We start from the raw sequence: 15,114 nt of genomic DNA, 5'->3' as shown, positions 1-15,114 counted from the left end.
CCGGGCCTGTGCCCGGCGGGGCCTGGTCAGGCGGCCAGTGCGGCGCTGATCGCGGCGCGATCGAGACCGGCCTGCCCGATCACCACAAGGCGCGTTTCACGGACCTCGCCGGGGGCGAAGGGGCGGTCGAAGTAACTGTCCACACGCGGACCCACCGCCTGCAGCGTCAGCCGCATGGGTTTGCCCGACACAGCTGCGAAACCCTTTAGCCGCAGGATGTCGTGGCCCCGGATCACCTCGGCCAGCCGGGCGGCAAAGGCTGTCTGGTCGGCGATCTCGGGAACAGTGACGACGAAGCTTTCGAACGCGTCGTGGTCATGTTCATGGTGATCGTGATCGTGATCGTGGTCGTGGTCGTGGTCGTGGTCGTGGTCGCGGTCGTGCCCCGCATCCGCCTCGTGGTGGTGATGCATCTCGCCGCGTGCATCGAGGTCGTCCTCGGCGCCGATGCCCTGGCCGAGCAGCACGTCCACCGGCAGCGCGCCCATCGCCGTGCGCACGACCTGCACACCTGAGCGGGCTTCAGCCTTCAGTCGTGCGGTCAGCGCTTCTGCCTCGGCGTCGCCCAGAAGGTCGGACTTGTTCACGACAATCATGTCGGCGCACGCGATCTGGTCCTCGAACAGCTCGGACAGCGGTGTTTCGTGGTCGAGATTCTCGTCCTGCCGCCGCTGCGCATCCACCGCCTCGACAGAATGGGCGAAGCGCCCCTCCGCCACGGCCTTGCCGTCCACAACGGTGACCACGCCATCCACTGTCACGCGGGTGCGGATTTCGGGCCAGCCGAAGGCGCGCACCAGAGGTTGCGGAAGCGCAAGACCCGAGGTTTCAATCACGATATGATCAGGCGGCGTGTCGCGATCCAGTAGCTTCTGAAGCGTCGGCACGAAATCCTCGGCGACGGTGCAGCAGATGCAGCCGTTCGACAGTTCCATTACGTCGTCGTCGGCGCAACCCTCGATGCCGCAGCCCTTGAGGATGTCTCCATCCACGCCGAGATCGCCGAATTCGTTGATGATCAAGGCAATCCTCTTGCCATTCGCGTGGGTCAGCAGGTGACGGATCAAGGTGGTCTTGCCAGCCCCGAGGAAGCCGGTCACGACGGTCGCCGGAATTTTCTTTGCCATGTCTTGCTTGTTGCCCTTCAAAGGAATGGCGGCCCGCCGGGCCGCCATGCGTGTTTGCTGCCGTTCAGCCCCAGCCAAGCGCCGCGAAGGCGACGCCCTCGGCGGCTTCGAGGGTCAGGAGAAGCCCGGCGCCCGCGACCACAGCGCCCGCGATGCGCGCGTTGATCGCGCCCGGTTCGCGGGTGCGGAAGACGGTTTCGGCGACCCAGCCCGCCGCGACGGCGAGCGCGAACTGCACCACAGCGAGGCCCAGCAGGTATCCCGCAAGAACCGCGCCGCCGACGGCGCCTTCGGCACCGGCCAGCGAGTCCCCGAAGGCAGAGCCGTGGAACAGCCCGAAGCCGGCGAAAAGCGCGAGTGTGAGACCGGGCGCCAGCGCGCGACCCGACAGAACGATCCCGCCGGTCACGAGAAGAGACAGCGCGATCACGGCCTCCTTGGCGGGCAGGCCGACCCCGGCATACATCAGCGCACAGCCTGCAAGCATCGCGGCGACGTAGGCGCCCGGTGCGGCGAAGCGGCGTCCGACCAGCAGGCCCGCGACCCCGGCCAGCGCCACGAAGAACAGGTGGTCAAACCCGAGGACCGGGTGACCGATGCCCGACAGCGCCCCGTCGGCGAACGTCGTCATCGGCGCCCCGGCAAGCGGGTGGTGGGCCAGTGCGGGGCCTGCCACGACCAGCAGCGCGGCGGTAAGAAGTCTTTTCATGTCTGTCCCCTTCGATCCATCAGAAGGGGGGTGGCGTCGAAGGCGGCCGGGTTCTGGTCGTCGGCTTACCCTCACGGAACACCCCGTCCGTTACAAGGCCGGGCCCGTGCGGACCCGTGCGTGGCTGGTCTCCTGGCTCGCGGGTCGTGGCGCTGGCGTCCCCTTCCCGGGCCTTGCGGCCCAGTGGTCACGGACGGGCGCTCACCGCTTACAGTCGCGGGGGCGGCTGCGGTTTCCGGCCCCGGATTGGGTCACCGTCACCGCATTCCCATTTGATCCCCGGCGCTTTGCACCATCGGGGAACCACACTCCTTGCTTGTGCCGGGTCCGGGGCGGCTCGGTCAAGGGCCATCGCGTCGCGGCTTAGCGGCGAGTCGATCGGCACAACATATATTTCAGATACTACAGCAAGATATGGGGTTAGCTTGGGTATATCCACGCCATATGCTGCGTTGGTGATTGACAGGCTGGATGCGTCGGAAGACAATTGCCAGCGACATAGTTTCAGCACACGAGCGTCGACACGTGCAGTTTACCCGCCTCCGCCTCAATGGTTTCAAGAGCTTCGTGGACCCGACCGACCTGGTGATCGCGCGGGGCCTGACCGGCGTCGTGGGGCCGAACGGCTGCGGCAAGTCCAACCTGCTTGAGGCGCTGCGCTGGGTCATGGGTGAGAATCGCCCTACTGCCATGCGCGGCGCGGGGATGGAGGACGTGATCTTCGCCGGGGCCGCGACCCGCCCTGCCCGCAACTATGCGGAGGTGTCGCTCTCGGTGGACAATACCGACCGACTGGCTCCGGCCGGCTTCAACGACACCGACATGATCGAGGTGGTGCGCCGTATCACCCGCGATGCCGGTTCGGCCTACAAGTGCAATACCCGTGATGTGCGCGCACGTGACGTGCAGATGCTGTTCGCGGACGCCTCGACCGGGTCGCATTCGCCGGCGCTGGTGCGACAGGGGCAGATTTCGGAACTCATCAATGCCAAACCAAAGTCGCGCCGTCGGGTGCTTGAGGAAGCTGCGGGGATCTCGGGTCTCTATCAGCGGCGGCATGAGGCCGAGCTGAAGCTGCGGGCTACGGAAACAAACCTGGAGCGCGTGGCGGATGTGGTCGATCAACTGTCGGGGCAGTTGGCGCAACTTGCCCGGCAGGCGAAACAGGCGGCGCGTTACCGGGCCATAGGAGCGGAACTGCGTGCGGCGGAATGGCTGCTGATCTACCTGCGCTGGCGCGACGCCGACCGCGCTTTGGCAGAGGCGAAGGCGGGTCAGGGCGATGCGGTGCGCGCCGCCGCCCGGGCCGAGGCCGACAGCCGCGCCGCCGCCGCCGCCCGCGAGCAGGCCGAGGCGGCCCTGCCGCCGCTGCGCGAAGAACAGGCCATCGCCGGAGCCGTGCTGCAGCGCCTGACGGTGGAGCGCGACACCCTGCGCGACCGCGAGGCGCGGGCGCAGGAACAGATCGTGACGCTGGAGGGGCGGCTGGCCCAGCTTGGCCGCGACAGCGAGCGGGAGTCGAGCCTGACCCGCGATGCCGGCGATACGCTGGAGCGTCTGGACTGGGAGGCGTCGGAACTGGCCCGTGCCGCCGAGGGGCACGAGGCACGGCTGGCGCAGGCGCAGGACGCGGCGCAGGAGGCTGCCGATGTGCTGGCCGACCGCGAAGATGCGCTGTCGGCCCTGACCGAAGAAGTCGCGCGTCTGGTCGCCCGGCACCAGTCGGTCGATCGGCTTCTGTCCGATAGCCGCAGGACGCTGGATCGCAGCGAGGCCGAGGCGGCGGCGGCACGGGACGCGGTGCAGACTGCCCGCGATGCTGCCGCGCAGGGCGCGCTTGCGCAGAACGAAGCGAGCGCGGCGCTGGCCGAGGCGTCGGACCGTCTGGCGCGGGCCGAGGCGGCGCTGTCAGCAGCTGAGGACCGGCGCGCCCGGTGCCAGTCGGCCGAGGCGGATGCCCGCGCCGCCCGAAGCGAGACGAGCGGCGAGGCAAAGGCGCTGGCCGCCGAAGTGGCCGCGCTGCGGCGGCTGGTGGCGCGCGATGCCGGGGATGGTGCGCAGATCGTCGACGAAACCACCGTCGCGGGCGGGTTCGAACGCGCGCTCGGGGCTGCGCTTGGGGATGACCTTAAGGCGCCTCGCGTTGGCGCCTCGGGCAGCGGCTGGACAAAGCTTCCCGACTACGACGCGCCGCCGCCCCTGCCTGAGGGCGCGCGTCCGCTGTCGGACCATGTCCGAATGCCGGACGTCCTGGCGCGGCGCCTGTCGCAGATCGGCTTGATCACACCCGATCAGGCGGCAACCTTGCAGCCTCTGCTGCGTCCCGGTCAGCGGCTGGTATCGCAAGCGGGCGATCTGTGGCGCTGGGACGGGTTCCGCGCAGCGGCCGAGGACGCGCCATCCGCCGCCGCGCTGCGGCTGGAGCAGGTCAACCGCCTTGCTGAACTCGATGCCGCGCTGGAAGAGGCGGAGGCCCGTGCCGAGGCCGCGGCCGGGGCGCATCAGCGCCTGACCGACGATCTGGCCGACGCATCGGAAGCCGACAAGCAGGCCCGCGCGGAACGGCGCGCGGCCGATGCCGCAGTCGCCGAGGCCAGCCGGGCCGAAAGCCGCGCCGAAGCGGACCGTGCCCTTGCCGAGGGCCGGGTCGAGAGTGCCGCGCTGGCGGTGGATCGCCACGAGGAGGCGGCGGGCGCCGCCCGTCTACAGCTTCAGGAGGCGGAGCGGCAGGCCGCGGTGCTGCCCGATCTGAGCGAGAGCCGCGCGCGCGTGGAGGACGTCAAGACCGCCGTGGAAGCGGCCCGGATGACGATGATGACCCGCCGCTCCGCCCATGACGAGGTCCGGCGTGAGGGACAGGCTCGCGTGGCGCGCGGTCAGGCGATCGCCAAGGAACGCGCACTCTGGGCCGACCGGCTTGCCACTGCCGATGCGCGCATGGCCGAATTGTCGGCCCGCATCGCCCGGACCGAGGACGAGTTGTCGGTTGCCCGCGACGCCCCGGCTGAACTGGCCGACCAGCGCGAGGCGGTTGTCGCAAGGCTTCTCGAGGCCGAGGCGCGTAAAGCCGCCGCCGAGGATGCCTGCGTCGCCGCCGAGGCCGCTTTGCGCGCTGCCGCCGGGGCGGAACGCGATGCCGAACGCGCGGCATCGGAGGCGCGGGAGGCGCGGGCGCGGGCCGAAACCCGCGTCGAGGCGGCGCAGGACACCGTGGACGCGGCGCTGGACCGGATGCGCGAGGACACCGGCGAGACGCCTGAAACGCTGGCCACGCAACTGGACACCGACCCGTCCCAGGCCATGCCGCCCGCCGAGCTTGAGGCGAGCATCGCGCGTCTGCGCCGGTCCCGCGATGCGCTTGGCGCAGTAAACCTGCGTGCCGAGGAAGACGCCCGCGCGGTTCAGGAGGAACATGATCTGCTGGTGACGGAAAAGGCCGACCTGGAAACAGCCATTGGCAAGCTGCGCGCCGGGATCAACGGGCTGAACCGGGAAGGGCGCGAACGGCTGCTGACCGCGTTTGAACAGGTCAACGCCAATTTCGCGGCGCTTTTCACCCATCTGTTCGGCGGGGGCGAGGCACGGCTTGTGTTGGTGGAAAGCGACGATCCGCTGGATGCCGGGCTTGAGATCATGTGCCAGCCGCCGGGCAAGAAGCTGTCCACGCTCAGCCTTCTGTCGGGGGGCGAGCAGACGTTGACCGCGCTGGCGCTGATCTTCGGAGTGTTCCTTGCGAACCCTGCACCGATCTGCGTTCTGGACGAGGTCGATGCCCCGCTGGACGATGCCAACGTGACGCGGTTCTGTGACATGCTGGACGAAATGACCCGCCGCACCGAAACACGCTTCCTCGTCATCACGCACCATGCGGTGACGATGAGCCGAATGGACAGGTTGTTCGGGGTAACGATGGCGGAGCAGGGTGTCAGCCAGCTCGTCAGCGTCGATCTGAAGAAGGCCGAGCAACTGGTTGCCTGACATGCCCGGCTGATAAGCTTTGGGTGGAGGGCCGGTAAGGTCTGCCCCCGGGCCACCAATGCGGCGCGGGGGCATGAACGCACCGTCAGTCGGCGGCGTGCTTCTGGCGGAAGTTCAGCTCGCGGATCAGCGCGCGTGCGGCAAGGGTCATACCCGAATCCTGCAGATCGGCGATCCGGCGTTCGATTTCTTCGGTGCTCAGGCTCATGGCGTGCTCCTTCGTCAGTTTCAGCAATCCCGCGCGAAAAACGATGCCGCCCCCACCTGCGGCAACAGGTGGGTCGGTGGCAGACCCTCGCGGGGAGTGTGTCCAGGCTCGCGATTCGTGCGCCGCGCGGCGCCGACAGGACCTGGACCCGGCGTGGCACCCGTCGGGCGCCTCAAAACCGGTCAATGGATCGTCTTTGTCGCGCAACTGGCTGCAAAAATCAACCCCTGCCCTGTTTCCGTGGCGTCAGGCGGCGCCTGCAATGCCCGCGGATCATCCGGCCGGGACGCGGGGTTGCTGTTGCAGTGCGCACTCAAGCGGGTCACTGTCCGGAGTGTTGGCCCTGTCCACAGCAGGGCCGCGCGGCCCCCCGCAACCCGGACGGACACGACATGATACCTGATTTCCCGCGCATGACGGGCACGCCCTTCACCCCTGCCGATTTCGACGCTGTGCGCGTGAACCGCACCGCAGCCGAACGGCGCGCGGCAAGCCTGACGGCGCGCCGCAGCGTGAAGAAGGAATGGCAGGCGGCCTGGCTTCTGCGCGCGGTCACCTGCATCGACCTGACCACACTGGCGGGCGACGACACGCCGGGCCGGGTCGCGCGGCTGTGCGCCAAGGCCCGCGCGCCTCTGCGCCCCGACCTGCTGGACGCGCTGGGGCTGGAGCCGATGACCGTGGGCGCGGTCTGCGTTTATCCCACGATGGTGCCACACGCCGTCCGCGCACTGGAGGGAAGCGGCGTGCCGGTCGCTTCGGTGGCGACTGGCTTTCCTGCCGGGTTGACCCCGCTGCCTCTGCGGCTGGAGGAGATCCGCTATGCCGTGGGCGAAGGTGCGGCCGAAATCGACATCGTGATTACCCGCGAACACGTGCTGACCGGCCGATGGTCCGCGCTTTACGACGAGATCGCGGCAATGCGCGCGGTCTGCGGCGCGGCACACATGAAGGCGATCCTGGCAACCGGCGATCTGAAGACGCTGAGCAACGTCTATCGCGCGTCGATGGTCGCGATGCAGGCGGGGGCGGATTTCATCAAGACCTCCACCGGCAAGGAGAACGTGAATGCGACGCTGCCCGTGTCGCTGACCATGCTGCGAGCATTGCGGGATTTCCAGGCGCGCACCGGCCAGAAGGTCGGCTTCAAGCCCGCGGGCGGGCTGAAGACCGCGAAGGACGCGCTGGCCTGGCTGATCCTGATGAAGGAGGAACTGGGCACGCGCCACATGATGCCCGACCTCTTCCGCATCGGTGCCTCGTCTCTGCTGGGCGACATCGAACGGCAGATCGAACACCATGTCACCGGCCGCTACTCGGCCGCGAACCGCCACGCGCTGGCCTGAGGACTTCCCATGCCGCATATCAGGGACATCATGCAGACCATGGATTACGGCCCCGCGCCAGAGGATAGCAGCGAGGTTCTGCACTGGCTGGACGGCCATTCCGGTGGGATCGGCCATTTCATCGACGGGACGTTCCTGGCTCCGTCCGGGCCACTGGCCGATGTGTACAGCCCGGCTGACGCCCGGGTAATCGCGCGGCTGGGCCATGCCGGCGCGGCCGAGGTAGACGCCGCCGTGGAGGCCGCACGCGCGGCGCAGGCGGGATGGGCCGCCCTGTCCGGGCATGACCGCGCCCGGTATCTTTACGCGATCGCGCGCCACGTGCAGAAACGCGAACGCTTCCTTGCCGTGCTCGAGACGATGGATAACGGCAAGACGATCCGCGAGACGCGGGATATCGACGTGCCGCTGGTCGCGCGGCATTTCTATCACCATGCCGGCTGGGCCGAACTGCTGGAGGACTCGTTTCCCGGTCATGTCCCGCACGGCGTCTGCGGGCAGGTGATCCCTTGGAATTTCCCGCTGCTGATGCTGGCGTGGAAGGTCGCTCCCGCGCTTGCGGCGGGCAATACCGTTGTTCTGAAACCCGCCGATCTCACGCCGCTGGCCGCGCAGGCCTTCGCCGAAATTTGCGTGGAAATCGGGCTGCCGCCAGGCGTTCTGAACATCGTGCAGGGCGACGGTGCCACCGGCGCGCTGGTGACGGGGCATCCGGGCGTGGACAAGGTCGCCTTCACCGGCTCGACCGAGGTGGGCCGCACCATCCGGCGCCAGACTGCCGGTTCGGGAAAGGCGCTTACGCTGGAACTGGGCGGCAAGTCACCCTTCATCGTCTGCGAGGATGCGGATCTCGATGCAGCGGTCGAGGGTGTCGTCGATGCCGTCTGGTTCAACCAGGGCGAGGTGTGCTGCGCTGGCAGCCGCATCCTGGTTCAGGAGGGCGTGGCCGAAGAGTTTTTCGATCGGCTGAGGGCGCGGATGGCGACGCTCCGTGTGGGCGATCCGCTGGACAAGACGATGGACGTGGGGGCGGTGGTGTCTGCAGGGCAGTTGGCCCGAATCTCGGAACTGCTTGCGCATGGACAGGCCGAGGGGGCTGTGCTGCACAGCGCGGGGGGGGATCTGCCCGCCGACGGGTATTTCTGTTCCCCGGGCTTCTTCACCGGCACCGGACCGGGCGACACCGTCAACCGCGAGGAAATCTTCGGCCCGGTTGCGACCACAATGACCTTCCGCACGCCGGACGAGGCGGTGCAACTGGCCAACGACACCCGCTACGGGCTGGCCGCGACCGTCTGGTCGCAGGATATCGACCGGGCCATCGGCATCGCCGCCGGGGTGAAGTCGGGCGTGGTCTGGATCAACGCGACCAACCTGTTCGATGCGGGCGCGCCCTTCGGCGGAATGCGGGAAAGCGGGTTCGGACGGGAAGGCGGGCGGGCGGGCATGGCCGCTTACTTAGTGCCGCCGTCCAGCGGACCGGGCCAGCCGCGCCCGGCGCCCGCACCGGCTCCAGTGGCCGCGCCCTTCGGCGGGGCGCAGGATGGCCCCGGAATCGACGCGACCGCGAAGCTGTATGTCGGGGGGCGGCAAGTCCGTGCCGACAGTGGCCAGAGCTTCACCGTGACGGACGCCAACGGCACGGCTATCGGGCAGGCCGCGCTTGGCAACCGCAAGGACATCCGAAACGCCGTCGAAGCAGCGAGCAAGGCCACCGGATGGGGCGGTGTGACGGCGCATAATCGCGCGCAGGTTCTGTATTTCCTGGCCGAGAACCTCGCACAGCGTCGGGCCGGGTTCGAAGCGCTCCTCGCCCGGAACTGCACCCCGGACCTTGCCGTGGCCGAGGTGGACGCCGCGATCCGGCGCTGCTTCTGGTATGCCGCGCAGGCCGACAAGCGCGCGGGAGTGGTGCAGGCCACTGCGGCGCGGCATGTCACGCTGTCGCTGAACGAGCCCTGGGGTGTCGTCGGTGTCGTCTGCCCCGACGAGGCGCCGCTACTGGCGCTGCTTTCGCTGGTGCTCCCCGCGCTTGCCATGGGCAACCGGGTCGTGGCCGTGCCGTCGCAAAGCCAGCCGCTGGTGGCGGCGCTGCTGTACCAGGTGCTCGAAACCTCCGACATTCCGGCGGGGGTGTTGAACCTTGTAACCGGTCCGCGCGCCGCGCTGGCCAGGACGCTTGCCGAACACGACGAGGTGGCCTGCCTGTGGTACTGCGGCAGCGCCGACGATGCTGCGCGGATCGAGGCATGGTCGGCGGGCAATCTCAAGCCCACTTGGACCGATGGCGGGCGGCTGCGCGACTGGGCTGATCCGGCTCAGGGGCAGGGCAATGCCTTCCTTGACCGTGCCACGCAGGTCAAGACGGTGTGGATTCCCTACGGCGACTGAGGAACGGGAGAAGGGACGGGGCCGCATGCGGCTGGACGGCAAGACGATCCTCATCACGGCCGCGGGGCAGGGCATCGGGCGCGGCGCCGCGCTGGCCTGCGCTTCTGAAGGCGCGCGTGTGATCGCGACCGACATCAACCCGGACACGCTTGCCACGCTCGCGGGGCGGGACGGGATCGAAATACGGCTGTTCGACGTGACCGACCCTGCCGCGACTGCGACGCTGGCCGCCGCGTTGCCGGATCTCGACGGGTTGTTCAACTGCGCGGGCATCGTCCATCACGGCACAATCCTCGAACTCGACGATGCGGCGTGGGACCGGTTGGTCGCGGTCAATATCACGTCCATGGTGCGGATCACGCGGGCCTTCGTGCCGGGAATGTTGCGCCGGGCCGAGGCCACGGGCGGCGCGTCGATCCTGAACATGTCGTCCATGGCCTCTTCGGTGAAGGGATTTGTAAACCGCACCGCCTATGGCGCGACCAAAGCGGCGGTGATCGGGCTGACCAAGGCTGTCGCGGCGGATTTCGTCGGCACCGGGCTGCGCTGCAACGCGCTGTGCCCCGGCACGGTGGACACGCCGTCGCTGCGGGGGCGGATCGCCGCGGCGCCGGACCCGGCGCAGGCAGAACTGGATTTCATTGCGCGCCAGCCGATGGGCCGGCTCGCCCTGGTGGCGGACCTGACCCCGACCATCGTGCATCTTCTGTGCGACGACAGCCGCTTCGTGACCGGGCAGGCGGTGTCTGTGGATGGCGGTGTCACGATCTGATCCGACGCGCAGGTGCGGGTGGTCTTCTGTTTCGGCGTCGGCTGACGTAGCTAGGCAGGCGCAGCTGCGCGGACAGGCCGGGCAAGGGCCGGAGCAAGCGGTCTGCCGGTTGCCTGGACGCTTGCCCTTGAAGGGAGAGGAAACACGATGAAACTTGTGAGATACGGTGCCGCCGGCCTTGAAAAGCCCGGCATGCTGGATGCGGACGGGCGGGTGCGGGACCTGTCGGGGGTGATCGATGATCTGTCGGGCGAGGCGCTGACCGCGGCGGGGATCGCGCGTCTTGCCGCGCTCGATCCTGCCGCGTTGCCGCTGGTACCGGGCACGCCGCAGCAAGATCTGCGGCTCGGACCCTGCGTCGGGCATATCGGCAAGTTCATCTGCATCGGGCTGAACTACGCCGACCACGCGGCCGAATCGGGAATGGCGGTGCCGCCTGAACCGGTGATCTTCGCCAAGTGGACCTCGGCCGTCGTGGGCCCGGACGACGACGTGCTGATCCCGCCCGGTTCGGTGAAGACCGACTGGGAAGCCGAACTCGCCGTGGTGATCGGCACCGGCGGCAGCCATATCGACGAGGCGGACGCGCTGGCTCATGTGGCCGGGTTCTGCATCGTCAACGATGTGTCGGAACGGGCCTACCAGATCGAGGGTTCGGGCACCTGGGACAAGGGCAAGGGCTGTGACACGTTCGGTCCGACCGGCCCGTGGCTGGTCACGCCGGACGAGATCGGGGATTACGACAACCTCGGCATTTGGCTGGACGTGGACGGCCAGCGGATGCAAGAGGGGTCCACCGCGACGATGGTGTTCCGGGTGCCGCACCTCGTGTCATATTGCAGCCGCTTCATGTCGCTGCAGCCGGGAGACGTGATTTCGACCGGCACGCCGCCGGGGGTTGGCATGGGCAAGAAGCCGCCGCGCTACCTCAAGCCGGGCGAAGTGATGCGCCTTGGCATCGACGGACTTGGCGTGCAGACCCAGAAGGTGAGGTCGGCCTGACCTCGCCGCACCCCCGGACCGGGCGGACCGGGGGAGACACAGCATCGGGGTTCGGACCGGTGCGCTGGAAGCGTTCCCCTACGGTGAACGCTATTCCTCGGCCAGTCTTGCGAGGTATGCGCCGTAGTCGTTTTTTCGGTAACCCTGCGCGGCTTTCAGCAGGTCGTCGCGGCTGATCCATCCTGCGTCATGGGCGATTTCCTCGAGGCATCCGACCTGCTGTCCCTGTCGCAGGGTGAGCGTGCGCACGAAATTGCCGGCATCGAGCAGGCTGCCATGCGTTCCGGTGTCGAGCCATGCATAGCCCCGGCCCATCTGCTCGACGCTCAGCAGGCCCCTGGCGAGGTACATCTCCAGCAGGGTCGTGATCTCGAGCTCCCCGCGGTCGGAGGGTTTGACCTGCCGCGCCAGCGCGGGCGCGTCCCCGTCGAGGAAATAGAGCCCCGTCACCGCGTAGTTCGACGGCGGCACCGCCGGCTTCTCGATGATCTGGCTGGCCTTGCCGTCCGCGCCGAAGGCCACCACGCCGTAGCGTTCCGGGTCCGACACGCGGTAGCCGAAGACGGTGCCGCCCTGCGGCTTGGCATCGGCCGCCGCCAGCAGGTCCGGCAGCCCGTGCCCGAAGAAGATGTTGTCGCCGAGGCACATGGCCGACGGCGCGCCGTCCAGGAAGTCTTCGGCCAGGATATAGGCCTGCGCCAGGCCGTCGGGCGAGGGCTGGGTGATGTAGGTGATCGAGATGCCCCATTGCGCGCCGTCGCCGAGCGTGCGCTGGAACTGCGCCTGGTCGACCGGCGTCGTGATCATCGCGATCTCGCGGATGCCGGCCAGCATCAGCACCGAGATCGGGAAGTAGATCATCGGCTTGTCGTAGATCGGCAGCAGCTGTTTGGACACGCCCTGCGTGATCGGATAAAGCCGGGTGCCGGAGCCCCCGGCAAGGATGATGCCCTTGCGATCGGTCATGCGCGGTATGCTCCGAGGTCCTTGAGAATGTCGGTCAGCCCGGCGCGCCAGTCGGGGCGGGGCAGGCCGAAGACGGTCTGTGTCATGCTGTTGTCGAGCCGCGAGTTCAGCGGCCGGCGCGCGGGGGTCGGGTAGTCGCGGGTCGGGATGTCCGCGACCTCGCACTGCGTGCCCGACTGGCGGAAGATCTCGCGGGCGAAATCGGCCCAGCTGACATCCGGTCCGCCGGTCACGTGGTAGGTGCCCGTCACCGACGCATCGCGCACCAGCCGGTCCGCCACCGTCATGCAGGCATCGGCCAGCGCCGCCGCCGGGGTCGGCCCGCCGACCTGGTCGGCGACGATGGTCAGGCGGTCCCGCTCCGCCCCGAGGCGCAGCATCGTCTTCACGAAGTTGTGCCCGTGCGAGGACACCACCCACGAGGTGCGCAGGATCGCATGGGGTCCGCCCGCATCGCGCACCGCCGTCTCGCCGACGAGCTTGGTGCGCCCGTAGGCACCGAGCGGGCCGGTGGGCGCGTCGATGGAAAAGGGCTGCTCGCCGCTGCCGTCGAACACGTAGTCGGTGGACACCAGCACGACCGGCAGGCCGCGCGCGGCCGCCGCCCGGGCGATCGCGCCGGGGGTCGTGCCGTTCACCGCGAGCGCGAGGTCCTCGTCGCTTTCGGCCTTGTCCACGGCGGTATAGGCCGCCGCGATGATGATGGCATCTGCGTCGGTCTGCGCGGCCATCGCGGCGCAGGCATCGGGGTTGGTGAAATCGGCCTCGAACTCGTCGCGCACGTCCAGCACCACGTCGCCCGCGCGCCGTTGCAGTTCCAGCCCGAGCTGGCCGGACTTTCCGTAGACCAGGATCTTCATGCCTTCGCCCCGAGCCGTTCGCCAACCCCCGCCCGGCCTTGCAGCGCGCGCCACCAGTCCTCGTTGTCGAGATACCATTGCACGGTCTTCTCGAGACCCTCGTCGAGCGTCACGGACGGTCGCCACCCGAGTTCGGTGCGGATGCGGGTCGGGTCGATCGCGTAGCGCAGGTCGTGCCCCGGCCGGTCGGTCACGAAGCTGATCTGTTCGCAGTAGGCCGTGTTCTTCGGGCGCTTGGCATCGAGGATCGTGCAGATCTTGCCGACGATGTCGATGTTCTTCGCCTCGTTCTCGCCGCCGATGTTGTAGGTCCGGCCGGTCCTGCCGTTTTCCAGAACGCACAGCAGCGCGTCGGCGTGGTCTTCCACGTAAAGCCAGTCGCGCACGTTCTCGCCCTTGCCGTAGACCGGGATCGGCTCTCCGGCCAGCGCCTTGAGGATGACGACCGGGATCAGCTTCTCGGGGAAATGGTAGGGGCCGTAATTGTTGGAGCAGTTGGTCAGCACGAAGGGCAGGCCATAGGTCTCGCCCCAGGCCCGCACCAGGTGGTCGGACGCCGCCTTGCTGGCCGAATAGGGCGAGTTCGGGGCGTAGGGCGTGTCCTCGGTGAACTGTCCGGTCGCGCCGAGCGTGCCGTAGACCTCGTCGGTGGAGATGTGGTGGAACCGGAAGGTGTCGGGCCGACCGGCCTCCACCCAGTAGGCGCGTGCCGCGTTCAGCATCTCGTAGGTGCCGTTCACGTTGGTTTCGATGAAGGCGCCGGGCCCGTCGATCGACCGGTCCACGTGGCTTTCCGCGGCCAGGTGCATCACCTTGTCGGGCCGGTGCTGCGCGAAGATCCGCGCCAGCGCCGCGCCGTCGCGGATATCGGCCTTCTCGAAGGCGTAAAGCGGGCTGTCGGCGACCGGCGCCACGTTGTCGAGGCAGGCGGCATAGGTCAGCGCATCGAGGTTCACGACCTCGTGGCCGCGCGCCACGGCCAGCCGGACGACGGCGGACCCGATGAACCCGGCACCGCCGGTGACAAGTATCTTCATGGCTTCAGTCCTCGTAGACAAACGGACTGTCAAAGTCCTTGAGAAGGGGCGCGGCGGCATCCTTGGCGGACAGGATCGCGGCGGCCGGATCGACGCCCCAGTCGATGTCGAGGTCCGGATCGTCGAAGCGCACGGCGCCGTCGCACTCCGGCGCGTAATAGTCGGAGCACTTGTACAGAAGCTCGCTGTCCGGTTCGAGAACCGAGAAGCCGTGCAGGAAGCCCTTGGGAATGAACAGCTGGTTGCCGACCTCGGCCGACAGCTCCACCGCGACCCACTTGCCGTAATGCGGCGAGCCGCGCCGGATATCCACCGCGACATCCTTCACCCGCCCGGCCCCGACGCGGACCAGCTTGTCCTGCGCATGGGGCGGGGCCTGGAAATGCAGCCCGCGCACGACGCCGACCTGCCGGGACAGCGAATGGTTGTCCTGCACGAAGGGGACATCCACCCCGTGCGCGGCCATGACCTCGCGGTTGTACACCTCGGAAAAGAAGCCCCGGTCATCCCCGAAACGCCGCGGCGTCAGGAGAAGGACGCCAGGCAGTTCCGTCAACTCGACTTGCACCACACAAAACCCCTGCTTGATCTCAACCTTCGCAGGTCTTGTAGCGAAACGACCGCGAAAGGTCACATCGCAATTTCGGCGCACTCCGCACCGCAACGAGAACCGCGACCTTTCCGCACTCCGCAAGACATCCAAAAAAATCCAGGGCCT

12 protein-coding genes and 1 riboswitch are annotated in these 15,114 nt (G+C 68.3%); of the genes, 5 read left to right on the top strand and 7 right to left on the bottom strand.

Annotated features, from left to right (window positions below):
• Positions 1-26: 26 nt before the first annotated feature.
• Positions 27-1,127: a cobalamin biosynthesis protein CobW gene (cobW, locus tag DKT77_RS09195; protein ID WP_109811583.1), complete on the bottom strand. Its 1,101-nt coding sequence runs from the start codon at positions 1,125-1,127 to the stop codon at positions 27-29.
• A gap of 64 nt (positions 1,128-1,191) precedes the next feature.
• Positions 1,192-1,836 carry a HupE/UreJ family protein gene (locus DKT77_RS09190; RefSeq protein WP_109811410.1) on the bottom strand — a complete coding sequence of 215 codons (645 nt, stop codon included), beginning with the start codon at positions 1,834-1,836 and terminating at the stop codon, positions 1,192-1,194.
• Positions 1,837-1,954: 118 nt separating this feature from the next.
• Positions 1,955-2,145: riboswitch (cobalamin riboswitch) on the bottom strand.
• Positions 2,146-2,361: 216 nt separating this feature from the next.
• On the opposite strand from DKT77_RS09190, the gene DKT77_RS09185 reads away from it, so the two are divergent.
• Positions 2,362-5,814 (top strand): chromosome segregation SMC family protein, encoded by a 3,453-nt coding sequence (locus DKT77_RS09185; protein ID WP_109811409.1) that lies wholly within the window; start codon positions 2,362-2,364, stop codon positions 5,812-5,814.
• Between the two features lie 85 nt (positions 5,815-5,899).
• Here DKT77_RS09185 and DKT77_RS21350 read toward each other — a convergent pair whose 3' ends face one another.
• Positions 5,900-6,022, bottom strand: coding sequence for a hypothetical protein (locus tag DKT77_RS21350; protein ID WP_274520072.1), 123 nt, complete (start codon positions 6,020-6,022; stop codon positions 5,900-5,902).
• Between the two features lie 392 nt (positions 6,023-6,414).
• On the opposite strand from DKT77_RS21350, the gene deoC reads away from it, so the two are divergent.
• The 4 genes from deoC to DKT77_RS09165 all read left to right on the top strand — a co-directional run bounded on the left by deoC (position 6,415) and on the right by DKT77_RS09165 (position 11,533).
• Positions 6,415-7,368 (top strand): deoxyribose-phosphate aldolase, encoded by a 954-nt coding sequence (gene deoC / locus DKT77_RS09180; protein WP_109811408.1) that lies wholly within the window; start codon positions 6,415-6,417, stop codon positions 7,366-7,368.
• 9 nt (positions 7,369-7,377) lie between these two features.
• Complete coding sequence (locus DKT77_RS09175; protein WP_109811407.1) at positions 7,378-9,759, top strand: aldehyde dehydrogenase family protein; 2,382 nt, start codon at positions 7,378-7,380, stop codon at positions 9,757-9,759.
• Positions 9,760-9,784: 25 nt separating this feature from the next.
• On the top strand, positions 9,785-10,531 hold the full coding sequence (locus DKT77_RS09170) for an SDR family oxidoreductase (RefSeq protein ID WP_109811406.1): 747 nt from the start codon (positions 9,785-9,787) through the stop codon (positions 10,529-10,531).
• Between the two features lie 147 nt (positions 10,532-10,678).
• Positions 10,679-11,533 carry a fumarylacetoacetate hydrolase family protein gene (locus tag DKT77_RS09165; RefSeq protein ID WP_109811405.1) on the top strand — a complete coding sequence of 285 codons (855 nt, stop codon included), beginning with the start codon at positions 10,679-10,681 and terminating at the stop codon, positions 11,531-11,533.
• Positions 11,534-11,623: 90 nt separating this feature from the next.
• Here the strand turns inward: DKT77_RS09165 and rfbA are convergent, their stop codons facing one another.
• The 4 genes from rfbA to rfbC are packed head-to-tail and all read right to left on the bottom strand — an operon-like array spanning position 11,624 to position 14,964.
• Positions 11,624-12,499 carry a glucose-1-phosphate thymidylyltransferase RfbA gene (gene rfbA / locus DKT77_RS09160; protein ID WP_109809940.1) on the bottom strand — a complete coding sequence of 292 codons (876 nt, stop codon included), beginning with the start codon at positions 12,497-12,499 and terminating at the stop codon, positions 11,624-11,626.
• Positions 12,496-13,359, bottom strand: coding sequence for a dTDP-4-dehydrorhamnose reductase (gene rfbD / locus DKT77_RS09155; protein ID WP_109809941.1), 864 nt, complete (start codon positions 13,357-13,359; stop codon positions 12,496-12,498). The genes rfbA and rfbD overlap by 4 nt, the downstream gene beginning before the upstream one ends.
• Positions 13,356-14,396 carry a dTDP-glucose 4,6-dehydratase gene (gene rfbB / locus DKT77_RS09150; RefSeq protein WP_109809942.1) on the bottom strand — a complete coding sequence of 347 codons (1,041 nt, stop codon included), beginning with the start codon at positions 14,394-14,396 and terminating at the stop codon, positions 13,356-13,358. Before rfbB ends, rfbD begins: the two co-directional genes overlap by 4 nt.
• A gap of 4 nt (positions 14,397-14,400) precedes the next feature.
• A complete protein-coding gene (gene rfbC / locus DKT77_RS09145; protein ID WP_146204935.1) occupies positions 14,401-14,964 on the bottom strand; it encodes a dTDP-4-dehydrorhamnose 3,5-epimerase in 564 nt (187 codons plus the stop codon).
• Between the last annotated feature and the right edge of the window lie 150 nt (positions 14,965-15,114).

Origin of the sequence: Meridianimarinicoccus roseus, from assembly GCF_003172915.1 — a bacterium.
Classification (GTDB): Bacteria; Pseudomonadota; Alphaproteobacteria; order Rhodobacterales; family Rhodobacteraceae; genus Meridianimarinicoccus; species Meridianimarinicoccus roseus.
The sequence above is the reverse complement of the archived record's forward strand: the minus strand, read 5'-3'. Positions and strand labels throughout refer to the sequence as shown.

Bases quoted from the DNA above. Each gene is read 5' to 3' on its own strand.
- rfbA (WP_109809940.1), bottom strand. From the start codon at position 12,499: ATGACCGATCGCAAGGGCATCATCCTTGCCGGGGGCTCCGGCACCCGG.
- DKT77_RS09170 (WP_109811406.1), top strand. From the start codon at position 9,785: ATGCGGCTGGACGGCAAGACGATCCTCATCACGGCCGCGGGGCAGGGC.
- DKT77_RS09190 (WP_109811410.1), bottom strand. From the start codon at position 1,836: ATGAAAAGACTTCTTACCGCCGCGCTGCTGGTCGTGGCAGGCCCCGCA.
- DKT77_RS09175 (WP_109811407.1), top strand. From the start codon at position 7,378: ATGCCGCATATCAGGGACATCATGCAGACCATGGATTACGGCCCCGCG.
- rfbD (WP_109809941.1), bottom strand. From the start codon at position 13,359: ATGAAGATCCTGGTCTACGGAAAGTCCGGCCAGCTCGGGCTGGAACTG.
- cobW (WP_109811583.1), bottom strand. From the start codon at position 1,127: ATGGCAAAGAAAATTCCGGCGACCGTCGTGACCGGCTTCCTCGGGGCT.
- DKT77_RS09165 (WP_109811405.1), top strand. From the start codon at position 10,679: ATGAAACTTGTGAGATACGGTGCCGCCGGCCTTGAAAAGCCCGGCATG.
- DKT77_RS21350 (WP_274520072.1), bottom strand. From the start codon at position 6,022: ATGAGCCTGAGCACCGAAGAAATCGAACGCCGGATCGCCGATCTGCAG.
- rfbB (WP_109809942.1), bottom strand. From the start codon at position 14,396: ATGAAGATACTTGTCACCGGCGGTGCCGGGTTCATCGGGTCCGCCGTC.
- deoC (WP_109811408.1), top strand. From the start codon at position 6,415: ATGATACCTGATTTCCCGCGCATGACGGGCACGCCCTTCACCCCTGCC.